We start from the raw sequence: 17,425 nt of genomic DNA on the forward strand, positions 1-17,425 counted from the left end.
TATTCCTCCTAATCCTTTATTATATTTACATATTCATTTTTTGTTTTAAATGGAGTGAATTGTCTACCACCACCATTATAAAATTTACCAAAGAACTCTAAATATTGAAGTCTACATGCATGCACATATGCTCCTAATACATTTATTGCAAGGTTAAATATGTGTCCTCCAAGGAATATAAGAATTCCAAAAATCAATGCAAATGCACCTTTCCCTAAAAGCCTTATCATTAAATTAAAAGAAGATCCTATAAGGCCCGTTGCAAGCCCAAGAGCCAAAAGTCTTGAATAGGATAAAATATCTCCTAAATATCCTGTGATACCATACAATCCAAATAGACCACCGGCTATTTTGCCAACTATCCCCTTATTACTTCTTCCCTGTGTAGCTACTAATCCCACAGCTCCAATAATGGCCATGTACTTCCCAACTACAAACAAGGATTGGATTCCAATAGCAGGACCTGCTAAAAGTAATAAAATTCCTGTAACCGTAGCATACCAAAAGCCTACATCAAATAAAGCATCTAATACCTTACCTGATTTTATCAATTCATAAGCTTTTACTTCTAACCCTGTGTACAAATGTATAATGCCCATTATTCCCGCAACCATTAGAACAGTCATAGGATTTAAAGCTGGATCCAGCCATAATGGTTTTATTCCACCAGGGATAAATAAACTGGGCGCATCTCCAAAATAACTTCCATAAAGTATTCCCCAAGCAATAGTAGATACACTTATGCTTCTAAATAATCTCATAAATTTTTGCACAGGTTTATCTAGAGGCAGCAATTTCAATGCTAAAGATGATGCAATAAACATCACAAGACCATAACCAGCATCAGATAGCATCATACCAAAGAATACAAAGAAAAATGGTGCCAATATTGGTGTAGGGTCAACCTCATCATAATGTGGCAAACTATACATTGCAGTAACTGCTTCATATGGCTCAGCAAGTTTATTATTTTTCAATAATATAGGTACATTATCCACATCCTCTGCAGATGGTTCCATAAATTCAATAAAGTATTCATTGCCGCAGCATTGTTTTAAAATATCCTGTAATTCTAATTTTTTATCTTCAGGGGTCCAACCTTCTATTAATAATACTTTATCGGTTTTTAAAAAGTTTTCCACTGCTCTTGCTTTATTTTCTTCCATTTTGTAATATTCAAATACTATTTCTAGTCCATCAATTTTATCTTTATATTTTTTTACTTCTTCTATAATTTCTAATTCTTCTTTTTCGTATTTTTCTATCTTTTCCTTGTAATCCCTTATTATATCCTTTGGCTTACCACTATATTTTAGATCTACTTTATTTAATCCATATTCTTTCAATATATTATTTGACTGTTCTGAAAATGTTTTATGGAATATTACCAATAGGTTTATTTCATCCTTTACTTCATCTAATTTTTCAACATAAGAAGCCTCTATCTCATTATTAAATTTTTCAAGGAACTCCTCCATTAATTTTTTATTTATGCTTCCTAAAAAATAATCTGATGAATGTATACTTTTCAAATCATCAAAGGACGCATCAAGCTTTATCCATGGAGTTAATGTCTCTATTTCTCCTTGAAGCCTGCTAGCTTCATTCTTCAATTCATTTAGTCTGCTATCATATTTTTTTAGAACTTCATATGTAGCTACCCAATCATTTTTTTCACTGAATTCTTTAACTTCATCATATTTTAAATTCTTTTTACCTTTTTTTATGGCTTTAAATCCTTTTTCTCTCTCTATGAATTTATTCATAAATTCCAAAGAAAATTTAACCTTTGCCAATTCTCCATCGATTTCAGAGGCTTTTTTATACTCATTAGCTTCTTTTAAAAAATCTAATTCCTCTGTATCCTTTTCCTGGAGATTTATAAATTGTACTCCCTCAAATTTTTGTAAATTCTCCAGGAGTATTTCTTTTTGTGAATTAAAAGCCAATAATGTAAACTTACTCATTTTAACTATTGCCATTTACATTCACTATCCTCTCAACCACTAAATTCACTGCTTTTTCGATTTTGTCCATGGAAATATTAAGTATTTCCTGTGCATCTTTTTCTCCAGATTCTTTTATAGTTTCTGCTTCCTTTTGCCCTTGCTCTAGGGAAGAATTTATTATTTTTTTGCTTTGTTCCTTAGCTTGCTGTATTATGCCTTTATATTGTTCAGTTGCTTTTAATTCAGCATCTTTTAGAATGTTTTTACTTTCAGCCTGGGCATTTTTTAAAATTTCTTCCCCTTTTAATTCTGTGTCCTTTATATTCTTTATTGCCTCTATTGCCAAAATACCACCTCCTTAACTAATAAAGAATATCCACTAATATTTATTGTATTTTTGATTATACTACTAACAAATGTAGTTTATCAACAACTATTGAGTGGAAAGTTTATATTTGTTTGAAATTTCTTATATCACATGGTTATACTTTAGACTTATAACTAATTATATCAAGTTTTGCAACAATTGTTATTTTTTTAATTACATTGTTACATGTTTAACCACATTGTTACATCCTTAACTAAATTTTTATTCTTTTCTCCAAATAATATGAAAGTGTCTTCTTTCTCTGTTTTATCATCGTCAATGAACTTAATTATATTTATACTAAACTTTTCAATATGGTAGCTATTAGTTGATCTATCATTCTTAAGTATGTTGCTATTTATTAAATTTTCTTTAATTTTTCTTTCACTAGTTTTATCCTCTTCCCTGGATAAAAAATCAGGCAGCCATTTTTTCTTATTAAATTTCAAATAATCAAATTTAACAACTTCGTTTAAAATTTTATTGTCTTCACCTAATTCTTCCTCATTATATTCCAAAAATACCTTATAATAGTCTGAAGAGGATATACTCCTTGCGAAATATCCCTTATGGTAAAAAAACTCTCCTAAGCTATGATAGAAGCTATATGAACTACTTGACTTATGAATAAAATATTTTAAGATATTATTAAATTTCCCTGAATTATAATACTTATCCACCATTTCCTCTACCCTTTTTAATTGAAGTAATTCTTCATAACTTATATCTTTTGTTTTTAAAATTTCATAAGGTGGATAAGGTGAATAAACCATTCCCCATTTTTTCACTTCTTCTCGCATTGAAGAACCCTTTAATAGCTTTAAAAAGCCTAACTGAATTTCTTCCGGATGAATAGTATATAGATCATCAAAGGAATTTATAAAAGAGCCATAATCTTCTCCAGGTAACCCTGCTATAAGATCAAGATGCTGATTAATATTCTTTATTTTCATCAGTTCTTCAACTTTTTCCTTTATATGATTAAAATTAGCCTTCCTATTGATATTTTTTAGCACTTCATTATTTGTAGTCTGTACTCCTACCTCAAACTGAAATCTTCCTTTTGGAGCTTTTGACAATAATTCTATTTCTTCCTCTGTTAGTATATCTGCGGATATCTCAAAATGAAAAGTAGTTTCAGTTTGCTGTTCTATTAAGAATTCCCATATTTGTGAAGCAAACTTTTCATTACAGTTAAAGGTTCTATCTACAAACTTAACTAATCTGACCTTTTTATCTATAAATAATCTCAATTCTTTTTTTACTCTTTCTATATTCAAAAACCTTACCCCATGGGTAGTGGAGGATAAACAATATTTACAATTAAAAGGGCACCCTCTTGAAGCCTCATAATAAACAATTTTATTGCTTAAATCTTCATTCTCCTCATAAGGAAACACCAATTTATTCATATCCATTAGTTCCCTTTTACCTGTGTAAATTATATCTCCATTATGTTTATAGAAAATACCTTTTATATTATAAATATCTTCAATTAATGGTTTTCCTTCATGGCTTTTCATCATATATTCAATGAATTCTCTATAGGTATTCTCGCCTTCACCTTCAATTACGTAATCACAATTCTCATCTTTTAAATAACTTGCTCCATCATAGGATACCTCTGGGCCTCCAAATAATATAACTATATCTTTATTAATAAGCTTAATAAGTCTAGAAATTCTATCCACATACTCAATATTCCATATGTAACAAGAAAAAGCTATAATATCTGGCTTTTCATATATAAGTTCCTGAACTATTCTCTCTACCCTGTCATTAATAGAAAATTCTTTTATAATACATTCATAATTTAAATCCTTTGTATAAGATTTTAAGTATCTTACAGCCAAATTACTATGAATAAACTTTGAATTTACTGCAGTTAATATTACTTTCATTTATTATTACTCTCCTTATTTAAGATATTATTTTTCTTTGAAGCTTTAATATAATATACACCTTCTTTTTCCTCTAAATCAATTAAATTAAAATATTCTTCCAATAACTTTAACATGGTTTCTTTGGAATTATCATGAAACATATTTAAATCTTTTAAATTTATATTCTTTACCTCAGCATTAGGCAATAATATTTTTATGTTACTATTAAAAACCCTATTATAACCCTTATCTATATCCCAAATATATAGACATCCGCCTTCATTTAAATAGTTATATATTTTTTTAAATAAATTTCTTTTATTAAGGTTGAAGCATATATTATTTAATGTAAAAAACAATATACAACTATCATAAAATTCATCCTTTATATTCTTCTCTTCCTCTTTACCACTGATATATTCAACTTCCAAATCTTTATTAAAGTGTTTACACATATTATATATTATTCCATTATTGTGAATCCCTATATCCAATACATTCCCCTTAAAAACTTCCTTGTGCAGCTCTAATTGAACTTCCTTTTTCAAACAAAATTCACCACCTTTACCTTCTCTCTTATAGTATACATTCTTGAAAAAACAAAAAAATCCTCCAATTGAAGGATTTTATTTATTCATAGCCTCTTTATTTTTTATAATTTCATAATAATCCACCATAAACCCTGCTGTAGTCCTTTCAGCCTCTTTTAGTATTGCGGAAGCCGTATTGCTGTATCTTTCTTCTTTATCCCTTATACCAATATTTTTTAAATAGGTGTTATTGGCTAGGAAAGCATTATTTATAATATAATCATCCAGCTTTTTATATCTTACTACTCCATCATTAGCCATAAAAGAATAATCATTCATTAACTTGCTTATAATCCATAACTCAAAACCCCTATGACTTTTCAAAAGTTTATTGTTTACATGCTGTGGAACCGTAACATCCTGTATCAGATGGCAAGAAGCTCCAAAATAAAACATAGCAGTTTCAACATTTCCTTCATCTAAATAGTGTAAGGACTTTTCATAATATTTTTTGCACTCAGTTAAAGCATTAGAAAAACCATACAATCCCTTACCCATGCTAAAATGATAAAAATGATTTGAGCTTTTAAAATCCTGATCTGCCCATGTAGCACCATTATTTACATAAAGTACATGCTTTTTAAAAAATTCATGTTCCTCAATGTATCCATCATTTTTTAATATTTCTAGAGCTTGAATGACAATAAACTTATGCACAGTACAATAAGTTTTTAAAAACTTCTTTTTTAATGGATTTACCGCAATAAATATACCTCTAACCGCACCACCATAAGTTTTCTCAATTCTATTGCTCATTTTTAATATGCGCTCTCCTTCTAATCCTTAAAAATTAGTATTATTTTTATACCTATATATTATAATGAATATATTTAATTAAATTATACTCTTTAATAAACAGGTAAATAAAATTTATTTCTTTAGTGTTAAATCCATATGACCTTTTTCTACCCTTGATAGAGCATTGAATATTTCCTTTATTTTATGAGAACACACTTCCTCTGCATATCTATCATAATATTCTACTGCATGTTTCTCCCTCTTATTTGCCAAATCCATTAGCATTGCATCTTCTCCATACTTACAATAATCCATTTCTCTAAGAACAGGCAACTCCTTAAATCCACCTATAGATTTATGAATTCTTGCATGCATATATTCTATATTGGAAAGGCACTGAAACATTATCTTTATTTCATCATTCTTAGCTAATTTTGAAGCTTTCTTATAAAAATCTCCATTAAATACTTCTAACTTCATAGCATGATCTATTATGACAGAAGTGGCATTGTCCATATTTTCTGCAGTTAATTTTATTTCTGCCCCTTCTCCCTGATCTACTTTCTTAATAAATGTACTATCTGCTCCACAAAATGGACAATATTTTATATTATCTATCGAATTTTCATATGGGAGAACCTCTTTATTGAAATCGAAATTTTTATCATTTATTATCATACCGCAAATAGTGCATATATAATTTATCATATATCATCACCCCTAAATAAAAACGCTCATTATATTGTATATTCTACATCAAATACATATATTGTTCTAGCATAAATCAAAAAAAGTGTAAAGCAATCTTTTTGTAATATTTAATTTTTCCTTTGAATAAGTATTTAATGTTAATAATTTAGGGAGTTTAATAAAATGAAAAAAGATACCTTTTTCAGGGATTCTTTTATATTAACTCTATCCAATCTTACTACAGGTATTCTTGGCTTCACCTTTTCTGTAATACTATCTCATAAGCTAGGTGCTGAGGGTATGGGGTTATACGGACTTATAATGCCAATATACAATCTATTTATATGCCTAATATGTGGCGGTATGATTGCTGCCATTTCTAAAGTGTCTGCTGAATTTATTAGTAAAAAAGATTATATAAATTTGAATAAAACTGTAGATATAACTATAGTTTTTGATATAGTATGGTCTTTAATCATAGTTTTCTTTGTATTTATAAATGCTGATTCCATTAGTAAATATATAATAAAGGATATTAGGGCCATAAATGCAGTAAAAATAATTTGTCCAGCTATGATATTTATAGCTATATCCTCCATATTAAAAGGATATTTTTATGGTATATCCAAAATAAAAATACCAGCTTTTATTGATATATCAGAAAAATCACTAAGAATATTGTTTATAATAGGAATAACTACAACAGTATCTTTAAATGAAATAAAAGATACCGTAACTATTGCATATATTGCATTAGTTATAGGTGAATTTTCCAGTACTATTCTCTTATATTTATTTTATAAACTATATAGTAGAAATACACCTTACAGCCATTATCCACAAGAAGGCAGAGCTCAATTATTATTTAATGTGCTTTCTATATCATTTCCCTTATGTTTAAATGGATTTTTATCTACAGCATTATCCACGGTTTCTACACTATTAGTCCCTAGGAGATTGGTACATGCTGGCTTTGATTATAGCAATGCTTTAGCTATAATAGGAAAATTTACAGGCATGAGTTTAGCTATTGTATTTTTCCCCATGCTGGTAGTCAATTCAATGTCTACTATATTAATACCAGATATATCCCAAAGTATTAGCAATAAAAATTATTGGGCTGCAGAAGATAGAATAAAAACAGTATTAAAAATAAGCTTTTTATTGGGGCTTTCAACTATGCTTATAAGTATAACCATTCCAGACTCTTTAGGTATGCTATTTTTTAAAAGAAATGATCTAGGACAATATATATTATTTTCTTCCCTATGTGCTCCTTTTTTATATACCTCTGCTACCACCTTTGGTATATTAAACGGATTAGGTAAGCAGGGGGTATTGTTAAGAAATTCTTTAATTGTATCTGTAGAAGAAATAATTTTGCTATTTATTTTAATAGGAATTCCATCTATCAATATATATGGATATGTATTGAGCCTTATAATTACTTCTATAACTACTCTATTTTTAAATATCCATGAAATAAGGAAAAATTATTTCATAGATGTAAAAGGCAATGAACTTATAATAATTATGCTTGTCTCTTTATTGATGTACTTTATACTTAATATACTTAAAAATCTGCTTCCAGAGTCTTTATCTACTTTTAAATATATAATTATAATAATTACAAGTTTTTCATCAATGTTTATAGCTAGCATTATAATAAAAAAAAGTGATGAATAAGAAAGGGCTGTGTCATTAGCATAAAAAAATGCTAATGCTGCAGCCCAAAAATTTAATTACATGCTTCCCTGAAAAGAAAAACCTCTTATTTTATTATCTATTATCTATCTTATCCTCTCTAACATAAACTTTGGTATCATTCTCATAAACTTGCTAGGTAGATATTTGAAATCTTCCTTAGTTACTCCTGAAGTAAGTATTAAACAGAACAAGTAGGAATATAATCCAAATATTATAGAGGTGACCGTAGCTAAAGCATTGATTAAATATGTAGCTCCAGTAATACCTGAAAGTAAATTTATAGAGGAATATATTATATAAACCACAAAACTCATAAATATTGAAGAAAGTGCTGGTTTTAATCCTGCATTTAGTAGATTGAATTTTATATTTAAAGATTTTTTTAACATTCTATTATTTAAAATTATGGGAATTGTATATCCTATAATGCTTCCATATACTGCTCCAAGTATATTGATATTTGGCATAGCTATAAGAACATAATTGGCTAATATTTTACATGCTATGCCTATTACTGAATAAATAGTAGCAGTGTAGAGCTTTCCTATGCTTTGCAAAATGGTAGTCTGTATTTGCATTATGGACATTAAAACAAGCACAATGGAACCGTATCTCATTAAAAACGAACCTTTTCCGAATTTTAGCATAGAAAATATTGGTTCGCTTAAAACAGCTAGTCCAAATGCAGAAGGAATGGCTATTAAAAAGCATAATCTAAAGGCATATTTAATTTTGTCTCTTACCTGTTCTCTATCCCTTAATGCAGCGGCACTAGATATAGCTGGTAAAATTGTTACCGCCAGTGAGGTTATTATAGCAATAGGCACATTTAAAAGCTGCTGATATTTTACAAGATAGCCATATAGCGTAGAAGCATAGGCCTCTTGTATACCACCTGCCATAAGTCTTGCCTTTGTGTTCCCCACATCTATTAAATTTCCTGCATAGGTCATACCTACACATATAGTAATAGGTATCCCATAGTTAGCAATTTTTCTTAGTATTTGTTTTGTAGTATACCTTCTTATTTCCATTTCATTATAGCCCTTTGGTACTTTTATCTTTTTATGTCTTTCATAGAATATTATTAAATAGCTTGCTGAAGCAAAGGCACCTAGTGATGTTCCTATGGTTCCACCTGCACAGCCGGCCTCTATTCCATATCTCATAAGTAAAGCTGCAAATACTAAGGTAAAAATAGTGTTTACTATTTGCTCTATTACCTGAGACACTGCAGTAGGCACCATATTCCCCCAGCCTTGAAAATACCCCCTATAGGCTGAAGCTATAGAAGTAAAAAGTATAGCTGGAGATAGCGCAAGTATTGATAAATAAGCTTTATCATAATGCACTGCCTTGGATAAAGGTCTAGCAAATAAAAGCATTAAAATAGTCATAAAAGTTCCAATGATAAGTAATATAAATCTAGATATTTTAAAACTTTTTACTGCATCCCTATAATTTTTTACCGCAGTTAGTTCTGATATTAATTTGGATATAGCTACAGGTATTCCGGAGTTAGTAATTACATAAATAAATACATATACTGAATAAGCCGCTCCATATACTCCATACCCCTCATCTGTGATGATTCCCTTTAAAAAAGGTATGTATAGTAAGGATAATATCTTAACTATCATACCAGCTGCCGATAAAATAGCAAAACTTTTAGTAGTTGATTGCTCTTTCATTTCCAATTCTCCTTATTAATTAAAACTTAAACACATCATTTTTTATCTTTTTTAACACAGGAGGAAGAGTTTCGGCTATGGTCTTATTTTCCATATACTCGAATTGTTCTGGACAATTCTTAAAAACTAGTTTATATGCATAAAGATATTGATAATTTATGCCATATTTATTATAGAAGAAACTATTGATTTTACCTTTACCGTACTTGGTATCTCCTACTATTGGATTACCTAAATGGCTTAAATGAGCCCTTAATTGATGACTTCTGCCAGTTATTAAATCTATTTCAATTAAAGAATAAATCCCGCAAGTCTGCAATGTTTTAACTTCCATAGCAATTTTCTTACTCCCAATTATCTCCTTATCATGAACAGTAGATATATTACTTTCATTATTTTTTGAAATATAAGCCTCATAAACACCATCTTTAATTTTTCCCAATACTAAAGCCTGATAATATTTTTTGATTCTTCTCTCTCTAACCATTTCATTTAATAATTTTAAAGCCTCATAATTCTTACCGAATATAACTATACCAGAAGTATTCCTATCTAATCTATTACAAGAAGCAGGGGTGAAAGTTATCTCATTTTCAGGAATGTAATCACCTTTATCACAAAGATATGTTAAAACATAATCAGTTAAAGTTGGTTCTCCTTGCCTTTTATCAGAATGTACTAAAATTCCTGGCCATTTTTCTACTAGCAGCATATTTTCATCTTCATAGGTAATTTTTATTTTATTGAAATCCTCAACTCTAATAAACTTTTTATCTTTTTTGTTTTCAGATACAATTTCTCTAGTCTCTACTATATCTCCTAAGTTCAAAGAATACTTTTCCTTGATCTTTTTACCATTAACTTTTATATCACCTTTTCTGATGTTCTTATAAATAGCACTAAGTGGTACATCCTTCAGCCATTTTCTTAAAAACTTATCAATTCTTTGTCCTGCTTCATTATTTCCTATTTCAATTCTCATTTGAACACTCCTTCAAAATTAATTTTCCCATCTTGCTTCTATTTTATCTCCTGACTTCAATAAGCTATTATATGATGCATTTTCTCCATTCAATTTTAATACTAGATTACCATGAATTCTTGTTAGATCCATATCTATATAATTGAAAATATCCACAAAAACGTACTTATCTTTTCCCGTTAGCTGAACCTTTTCTTCATTTATCATAACTTCAATTTTATTCTCATCATCAGAACTAAGCTCATCCTTTTCTGCTACTATTTCTTTTTCAGAGTCATTATGAATAGCTAAATTCTCATCAATAGCATTTTCCTCAGCTATTTGGCTATTTTTTATTTTATATATTCTGTCCCCTTCTTTTATATGGTAATTCTCCTCCAACTCTTTTCCATTTAAATAATATTTATATTCTCCCACATTTTCTTCAAAGTATTTTACAAAATCGCCTAAAGTTTCTGCATTTATAATCTGCACATTGTCTCCGTCTTTTATTTCTTCTTCTATGCTAACCCTTTTACCATTTATTATTCCAACAGGTTCAACACTATGTATTATATCATTTATATAGAAACTTATAGAATATAATTTCTGTATATAGTCCATAATTCTTGCACAAGGATCTTTCCCATCTTTAGCAAAGGCAATTTTTATATCTTCCCCTTCTTTAATTTCTGTATCAATACTTTCTAATTTACCATCTACTGTAATCTGTGCATTGGAAGCCAAGGTGCCAAAAGCTACTCTTTTTATTCCATTTACAGTAAATTTTATATTCTTACCATTTCTCCCTATAAGCATTTTAGCATTGATACCTGCTTGTAACATCACATCCATAACTGTGTGTTTATGAGAATTAAATAAACTTATTATATTCCCATTTAATAATACATCAATAAAATCATGACCTAATTTTTTAATAGATATCAATGCAATACCTAATACAGTAACTCCTAAGCTGCCTAAATCATTATTTTTACACACGCAATTTGTTATAGATTCCCTGCCTTTTATGGCAATTCTCTGTAATGGAATATTAAGTTTATCAGCTATAGCTTCTTTTATTCCACAGGTATGTGCCCCTCCTCCTACCAAGAAAACAGCACTTGGAGATTTACCACCATTTAATTCTATAATTTTTTCTCCTATTTCCTGGGCTATTTTTGCTACCAAAGGCTTTGTAATATTTTTTATTTCCTCAGAGCTTATCTCATTTTCCAAGCCTAAAATATCTATGTACTTTATTATGTCTTTACTTCCACACTGTCTTTTTATATTCTCTGCAGTATTAAAATCTACCAGACAATTCTGTGCTATGGTCTCAGTAACTTCATCTCCAGCTATAGAAACCATTCCATATGCACTTATTGTATCTTCTTTACTTATAGCAATATCTGATGTACCTGCTCCTATATCTACCAATGCTAAATTTAACAATCTTAAATTTTGAGGTATAGCCGCTTCTATAGCTGCTATAGGTTCTAATGTCATACTGACTACCCTTAGCCCAACCTTGTCCATAACTGAATATATACTATCTACTACAGACCTTGGAAGAAAAGTAGCTATTACATCTGCTGCAATATTATCTCCCTTATGAGATATTAAATTACTAATTATATATCCATTTAAATAATAATTTATCACACTATATCCAACACAATACAGTTTTCCATTAGTCTCCTTATTTATTTCTTCTTCTGCCTTTTTTACACCAGTTAATTCTAAACTTCTTACTAAATCTTTATCTATTTCTCTATCACTATCTAAATTTAATTCTGCTTTCGACACTATGGTCTTTAAAAACCTTCCTGCTGCTGCTATAGATACATTAGATAATTTTATATTTAACCTTTCTTCTAGTACATATTTTATTTTATTAACTGTTTTTGCCACTAAAGAGATATCATGAATTTGCCCATCAACCATAGCCCTCTCTTCATGCTCTAAATAAGCTTCATCTATTACATAATATTTTTTATCCCTTACTATTCCAACAGTTCCTATAACGGATCTGGTTCCTATGTCCAATGCAAATACTATATCCTTTGGATTTATATTTGTATCTATCATATCTATATACCTCTTTTTTTACAATTTAAAAGCTCATATTCTTAGAATATGAGCTTAATAAAATTATATAACATTATTTTCAAACATTCAACAAACTACTCCATTAACTTTATTGTGCCACAGTTTTCATTTATGTATGGTAATTTTTTAACCACAGCATAAACATATTTAAACTTTGATTCTTCTTCGCCAGATACACTTTCCATAGGTATTTCATTGAAATATAATATATTACACCAAAAGTCAACAAAATCCTGTTTGCCTATAAAATAATCACCTGCATTATCTTTCACAACAAAGCCATTATTGTATTTTTCCACTATTTGAATGTCCTTAATTTCATCTTTTGCAATAATATCCACCACATCGTCCCACATCTTTTTAAATGCTATCATGTAATTCCCCTCCTAACATATTGAAGGTTGTAAAATAAACATATTATATAGTATATCATATATTTTTTGTATGTCAATTATATATAAAGCATAAGTTGCATTATTATAATACATTTATTATATAATTGTGTGCTTTTTCTACTTATTTTTTATTTATGATTCATTTATACAATATTCGACATAATTATTCCCTTTTTATTAAGTTGTTAAACTTTAGACTATCAATATAAAAGCTTCTTAATAATTTATTATTAAATATTAAGCTTAATTTATCCTGTTCAACCCTTTCAACCCTTGCTTTACCAAAGTATGAATGCATTACTATATCACCTTTTTTTAATTCATTATAATTATTACTAATGAAATGGCATTCTTTTATAAATCTAGAAGGCAATAAATACTGCACACTATCCTTTTCTGGAATAAAAAAAGTTATATTTTCTATAGCTCTTGTAATGCCTACATAAAAAAGTCTTCTTTCCTCTTCTAAATTATAATTTGTATCCTTTGTATACGGTATGTTCCCATCATTACAATTTATTATAAACACATTTTTAAATTCCATACCCTTTACACCATGGATTGTACTAAGGGTAACTCCCTGCTCTTTGAAGTTATTTTCTTCCTTTGCTTTTTCTACATAGTTTATAAATTCATCAATTGAAGAAAAGTCCATTAGAGATTCCTTCATCATATTAATTAGATATAATAATTCCTCTCTGTCCCCTTTGTATTTATTAACATAGTATTCAATATAGTCCATATATGATATATTATTTAATATATAATCTATAGTTTTTTCCATAGGAAGCACGGATAGTCTATCTATGCACTTTTCCAATGATTTTATTATCTTTAAATTCATTATAGAAATATCCATATCATATATAAGATGAAAAGAGTTATCTTTTATATTATTACTTAATAGCTTATCTGTAAGTGTTTTGCTAATATATCTAAAAGGTCTATTTATAATCCTTATTAAGCTTTTTTTGTCCTGTTTATTTAAAGATAGCTTTAAATAGGCAATGATATCTTTATATAAAAAATGATCATATAAATTGGTTGACCTTTGTAAAGACCTAAAAGGTATATTGTTTTTTAAAAAGCTATCAATAATATATAAACCTTCAATGTTTCTTCTATAGATAATTGCAAAGTCTTTGTAGAAATATTTCTTTGTATCTATTAAAGACTTTATATTCTGGCATATTATATTCAATTGTTCTTTTTCATCTTTTGCAAATACTAATTCAGTTTCTCCCAAAAATTTATTATATGCATGTATTTCTTTATTATTCCTAACAATATTATTTTGTATAAGTTTTTTTGATAGTTCTACTATGCTTTTTCCACTTCTATAATTTTTATATAGAAATACTTTTTCTCCATGGGAAAAATATTTATCAAACTTCACCATACAATTAGGATTTGACCCTCTAAAACCATATATACATTGATCTTCGTCTCCTACCGCAAATAAAGAATTATCTTCATTTAATAATCTTAATATACTTATTTGCATATTGTCACAATCCTGAAACTCATCCACCAATATATATGGATATTTATTTCTATACCTAATAAGGATATCTTTATTGTTTTGAAAAATATCCCTGCATTTTATTTGTAAATCATCAAAATCTAATATATTGTGGTTATTTTTATAATTCTCATATACTAAATAGCAGTTATAAAATATTTCCTTATCTACAGTGCAATTAATATTTTCTATATTTAAATTATTATTTTTATATAATGAAATATCATTTAATACACCTTTAACCTTTTCCTCACTAAGATTATTAATATAATTCTTTAAGACTTCCTCTAATAAATCATATTTTTCCTTTTCCTTAATTAAATTTATTTCTTTTAATTGTGTACACAGTATTCTATAACAAAAACTATGAAAAGTGCCAAAAAAAGGTTCCTCATTATGTTTCCAGATATGTTTATACCTTTTTTTCATATTATCAGATGCAGCTTTAGTAAATGTTATCACAGCAATATTTTTAGGTTCTATGTTCTTCTCTTTTATTAAGTATATTAACCTATTAAGTATTACACATGTTTTCCCACTGCCTGGAGGAGCTACTACTAAAACATTATTTCTATCATGAGTAATAGCTTTTTTTTGATAAAAATCCATACTTTTAAAATCCAATAACAATTCACCTCATATGTTCTCTTATTTGCCAAATTAAGTGGCATTTTTCCCATATAAACTTGTAATAATTATTACTAGGGTTTAAAATAATAATAACTATACTAAATTATTAACCAATTTTAAAAAACAAATCATATAAGGAGAAGTTAATATGGAATATATAAAGAACTTTAATGTAAGAAATGAAAGAAATCTGACCATGTTAGTTGATTTTTATGAACTCACCATGGGAAATGGCTATTTTGCAAATAACCTTGAAGATAAGATTGCTTATTTTGACATGTTCTTTAGACAGGTACCTGATGAAGGCGGTTACTGTATAATGGCTGGCATTCAACAATTAATTGAATACCTTACCAATCTATCTTTTACAGAAGATGATATTAAATATTTAGAAGAAAAAAATATATTTTCTAAGGAATTCTTGGATTATTTGAAGAATTTTAAATTTACCTGCGATGTATGGGCTATACCAGAGGGTAATCCTGTATTTCCAAATGAACCTTTAGTAACTGTTAGGGGTCCAATCATACAGGCGCAATTTCTTGAAACCATGATATTACTATCAATTAACCATCAAACTCTTATAGCTACAAAAGCTAATAGAATATGCAGAGCAGCAGATGGTCGACCTGTTATGGAATTTGGTTCAAGACGTGCTCAAGGTTATGATGGCGCAATATATGGTGCTCGTGCAGCTATAATAGGAGGTTGTAATTCCACTGCTTGTACTATAGCAGAGCAAATGTTTGGTGTACCCTCTGCAGGTACTATGGCACATAGCTGGGTACAACTATTTTCAACAGAATATGAAGCTTTCAAATCTTGGGCAGAAGTTTATCCTGACAATTGCGTTCTTTTAATTGACACTTATAATGTGTTAAAGTCAGGTCTTCCTAATGCTATAAAAGTATTTGATGAAGTGTTGAAACCTAAAGGATATAGACCAAAGGGTATAAGAATAGATAGTGGTGATATTACTTATTTATCTAAAAAGTGTAGAGAAATGTTAGATGAGGCTGGATACAGTGATGTTAAAATAATTGTATCAAATTCATTAGATGAATACATAATAAGATCCGTTTTACGCCAAGGTGCTCCAATAGATGGCTTCGGAGTAGGAGAAAGATTGATCACTGCTAGATCAGAACCTGTTTTTGGCGGGGTTTATAAGTTAGTAGCTGTGGAGGGCAATGATGAAATAATTCCTAAAATAAAAATAAGTGAAAATGAGGAAAAAATAACTAATCCGGGCTTTAAAAAAATTTATAGGATATTTGACAAGGAAACAGATAATGCTATTGCGGATTTAATTACCCTAGATGGCGAAAAAATTGATGTTACAAAGCCTCTAGTATTATTTGATCCCGTATTTACATGGAAAAAGAAAAAAATTAGGAAATACTATATAAAAGATTTAATGGTAAAAATATTTGATAAGGGTAAATTAGTATATGAATGTCCTGAAGTTTGTGAAATAAATAAACTTGCTGAAAAAGAAACCAGCAGACTTTGGCATGAAGTATTAAGATTTGAAAATCCTCATAATTATTATGTGGATTTATCTTCAAAACTATGGTCCTTAAAACAAAATTTGATTAATAAGTACTCCAATATATATAATGATAATTAATAATGGCAGGTCTTAAACCTGCCATTATTTTTTTATAAATATTCCTCTTTCATTTTTATGTAACAATTTTTTATAAAATCTATATCTTTATTATCAATCTCAAAATCCTCATAACGTTCTACTTTTTCTACTTTATAAGCTTGCAGCGCTTTAAACGGACAAACACCATCATTTTCTTTATAATTATATAATGCACAATCATTAAAACATTCGACCATATCATCATAAGTAGATAAAAATGGACATTCCGTCATACACACCCCACCCTTTCCAACTTTTTGTTAATTATTATTATACATTATTGTAAAGAAGAAATGAATAGGTCTTACACTAATTAACCAAATTTTCATAATCTTTTTATTATAGATATAATATTTTTTTAAAATAAATATAATTAACAATTCAGGAAATAATATTATTAAAATATTTTTATGAGACTAACTATATGAAGTCAAGTAAAAGTTAAAAGATTTTTATAGTTGTTTGATTAATGTTTAATTAATAAAAAAGAGCATGACAAAAAGAGCAATCAAAGATTACTTTTAAAAAAATTACATTTA

Annotated in this window: 14 protein-coding genes; 2 read left to right on the plus strand and 12 right to left on the minus strand. The window is 28.4% G+C overall.

All coding sequences use genetic code 11. The features are described from left to right. Positions 1-8: 8 nt before the first annotated feature. The 6 genes from CLLI_RS09640 to CLLI_RS09665 all read right to left on the minus strand — a co-directional run bounded on the left by CLLI_RS09640 (position 9) and on the right by CLLI_RS09665 (position 6,235). Positions 9-1,982 (minus strand): V-type ATP synthase subunit I, encoded by a 1,974-nt coding sequence (locus CLLI_RS09640; protein ID WP_242975576.1) that lies wholly within the window; start codon positions 1,980-1,982, stop codon positions 9-11. Then, positions 1,969-2,295, minus strand: coding sequence for an ATPase (locus CLLI_RS09645; protein ID WP_106064003.1), 327 nt, complete (start codon positions 2,293-2,295; stop codon positions 1,969-1,971). Before CLLI_RS09645 ends, CLLI_RS09640 begins: the two co-directional genes overlap by 14 nt. Positions 2,296-2,498: 203 nt before the next feature. Further along, positions 2,499-4,217: a B12-binding domain-containing radical SAM protein gene (locus tag CLLI_RS09650; RefSeq protein WP_106064004.1), complete on the minus strand. Its 1,719-nt coding sequence runs from the start codon at positions 4,215-4,217 to the stop codon at positions 2,499-2,501. Further along, positions 4,214-4,747 carry a hypothetical protein gene (locus CLLI_RS09655; protein ID WP_106064005.1) on the minus strand — a complete coding sequence of 178 codons (534 nt, stop codon included), beginning with the start codon at positions 4,745-4,747 and terminating at the stop codon, positions 4,214-4,216. Before CLLI_RS09655 ends, CLLI_RS09650 begins: the two co-directional genes overlap by 4 nt. 78 nt (positions 4,748-4,825) lie before the next feature. Further along, positions 4,826-5,545 carry a zinc dependent phospholipase C family protein gene (locus CLLI_RS09660; RefSeq protein ID WP_106064006.1) on the minus strand — a complete coding sequence of 240 codons (720 nt, stop codon included), beginning with the start codon at positions 5,543-5,545 and terminating at the stop codon, positions 4,826-4,828. Positions 5,546-5,659: 114 nt separating this feature from the next. Next, positions 5,660-6,235: a ferritin family protein gene (locus CLLI_RS09665; RefSeq protein ID WP_106064007.1), complete on the minus strand. Its 576-nt coding sequence runs from the start codon at positions 6,233-6,235 to the stop codon at positions 5,660-5,662. Between the two features lie 165 nt (positions 6,236-6,400). Here CLLI_RS09665 and spoVB point away from each other — a divergent pair, with 165 nt between their 5' ends. Next, positions 6,401-7,903 (plus strand): stage V sporulation protein B, encoded by a 1,503-nt coding sequence (gene spoVB, locus CLLI_RS09670; protein ID WP_106064008.1) that lies wholly within the window; start codon positions 6,401-6,403, stop codon positions 7,901-7,903. A 104-nt stretch (positions 7,904-8,007) separates the two neighbouring features. Here the strand turns inward: spoVB and CLLI_RS09675 are convergent, their stop codons facing one another. From CLLI_RS09675 to CLLI_RS09695, 5 genes are all read right to left on the minus strand, one after another. Then, on the minus strand, positions 8,008-9,615 hold the full coding sequence (locus CLLI_RS09675) for a putative polysaccharide biosynthesis protein (protein WP_106064009.1): 1,608 nt from the start codon (positions 9,613-9,615) through the stop codon (positions 8,008-8,010). Positions 9,616-9,634: 19 nt separating this feature from the next. Then, on the minus strand, positions 9,635-10,597 hold the full coding sequence (locus CLLI_RS09680) for an RluA family pseudouridine synthase (RefSeq protein WP_106064010.1): 963 nt from the start codon (positions 10,595-10,597) through the stop codon (positions 9,635-9,637). Between the two features lie 18 nt (positions 10,598-10,615). Further along, entirely contained in the window at positions 10,616-12,667 is a 2,052-nt protein-coding gene (locus CLLI_RS09685; protein WP_106064011.1) for a cell division protein FtsA, read from the minus strand. Positions 12,668-12,762: 95 nt separating this feature from the next. Continuing rightward, the gene (locus CLLI_RS09690; protein WP_106064012.1) at positions 12,763-13,062 is read right to left on the minus strand and encodes a hypothetical protein; all 300 of its coding nucleotides are present in this window, start codon (positions 13,060-13,062) and stop codon (positions 12,763-12,765) included. Positions 13,063-13,246: 184 nt separating this feature from the next. After that, positions 13,247-15,229: an ATP-dependent helicase gene (locus CLLI_RS09695; RefSeq protein ID WP_106064013.1), complete on the minus strand. Its 1,983-nt coding sequence runs from the start codon at positions 15,227-15,229 to the stop codon at positions 13,247-13,249. Between the two features lie 154 nt (positions 15,230-15,383). On the opposite strand from CLLI_RS09695, the gene CLLI_RS09700 reads away from it, so the two are divergent. After that, the gene (locus CLLI_RS09700; RefSeq protein ID WP_106064014.1) at positions 15,384-16,865 is read left to right on the plus strand and encodes a nicotinate phosphoribosyltransferase; all 1,482 of its coding nucleotides are present in this window, start codon (positions 15,384-15,386) and stop codon (positions 16,863-16,865) included. A 32-nt stretch (positions 16,866-16,897) separates the two neighbouring features. On the opposite strand, the gene CLLI_RS09705 is transcribed toward CLLI_RS09700, so the two are convergent. After that, complete coding sequence (locus CLLI_RS09705) at positions 16,898-17,119, minus strand: hypothetical protein (protein WP_106064015.1); 222 nt, start codon at positions 17,117-17,119, stop codon at positions 16,898-16,900. Positions 17,120-17,425 lie beyond the last annotated feature (306 nt).

It is taken from the genome of Clostridium liquoris, from assembly GCF_002995785.1.
In the GTDB taxonomy this organism is placed as follows: Bacteria; Bacillota; Clostridia; order Clostridiales; family Clostridiaceae; genus Clostridium_AO; species Clostridium_AO liquoris.

Coding starts and splice junctions, on each gene's coding strand:
- CLLI_RS09660 (WP_106064006.1), bottom strand. CDS start 5,545: ATGAGCAATAGAATTGAGAAAACTTATGGTGGTGCGGTTAGAGGTATA.
- CLLI_RS09700 (WP_106064014.1), top strand. CDS start 15,384: ATGGAATATATAAAGAACTTTAATGTAAGAAATGAAAGAAATCTGACC.
- CLLI_RS09675 (WP_106064009.1), bottom strand. CDS start 9,615: ATGAAAGAGCAATCAACTACTAAAAGTTTTGCTATTTTATCGGCAGCT.
- CLLI_RS09685 (WP_106064011.1), bottom strand. CDS start 12,667: ATGATAGATACAAATATAAATCCAAAGGATATAGTATTTGCATTGGAC.
- spoVB (WP_106064008.1), top strand. CDS start 6,401: ATGAAAAAAGATACCTTTTTCAGGGATTCTTTTATATTAACTCTATCC.
- CLLI_RS09680 (WP_106064010.1), bottom strand. CDS start 10,597: ATGAGAATTGAAATAGGAAATAATGAAGCAGGACAAAGAATTGATAAG.
- CLLI_RS09640 (WP_242975576.1), bottom strand. CDS start 1,982: ATGGCAATAGTTAAAATGAGTAAGTTTACATTATTGGCTTTTAATTCA.
- CLLI_RS09690 (WP_106064012.1), bottom strand. CDS start 13,062: ATGATAGCATTTAAAAAGATGTGGGACGATGTGGTGGATATTATTGCA.
- CLLI_RS09705 (WP_106064015.1), bottom strand. CDS start 17,119: ATGACGGAATGTCCATTTTTATCTACTTATGATGATATGGTCGAATGT.
- CLLI_RS09665 (WP_106064007.1), bottom strand. CDS start 6,235: ATGATAAATTATATATGCACTATTTGCGGTATGATAATAAATGATAAA.
- CLLI_RS09650 (WP_106064004.1), bottom strand. CDS start 4,217: ATGAAAGTAATATTAACTGCAGTAAATTCAAAGTTTATTCATAGTAAT.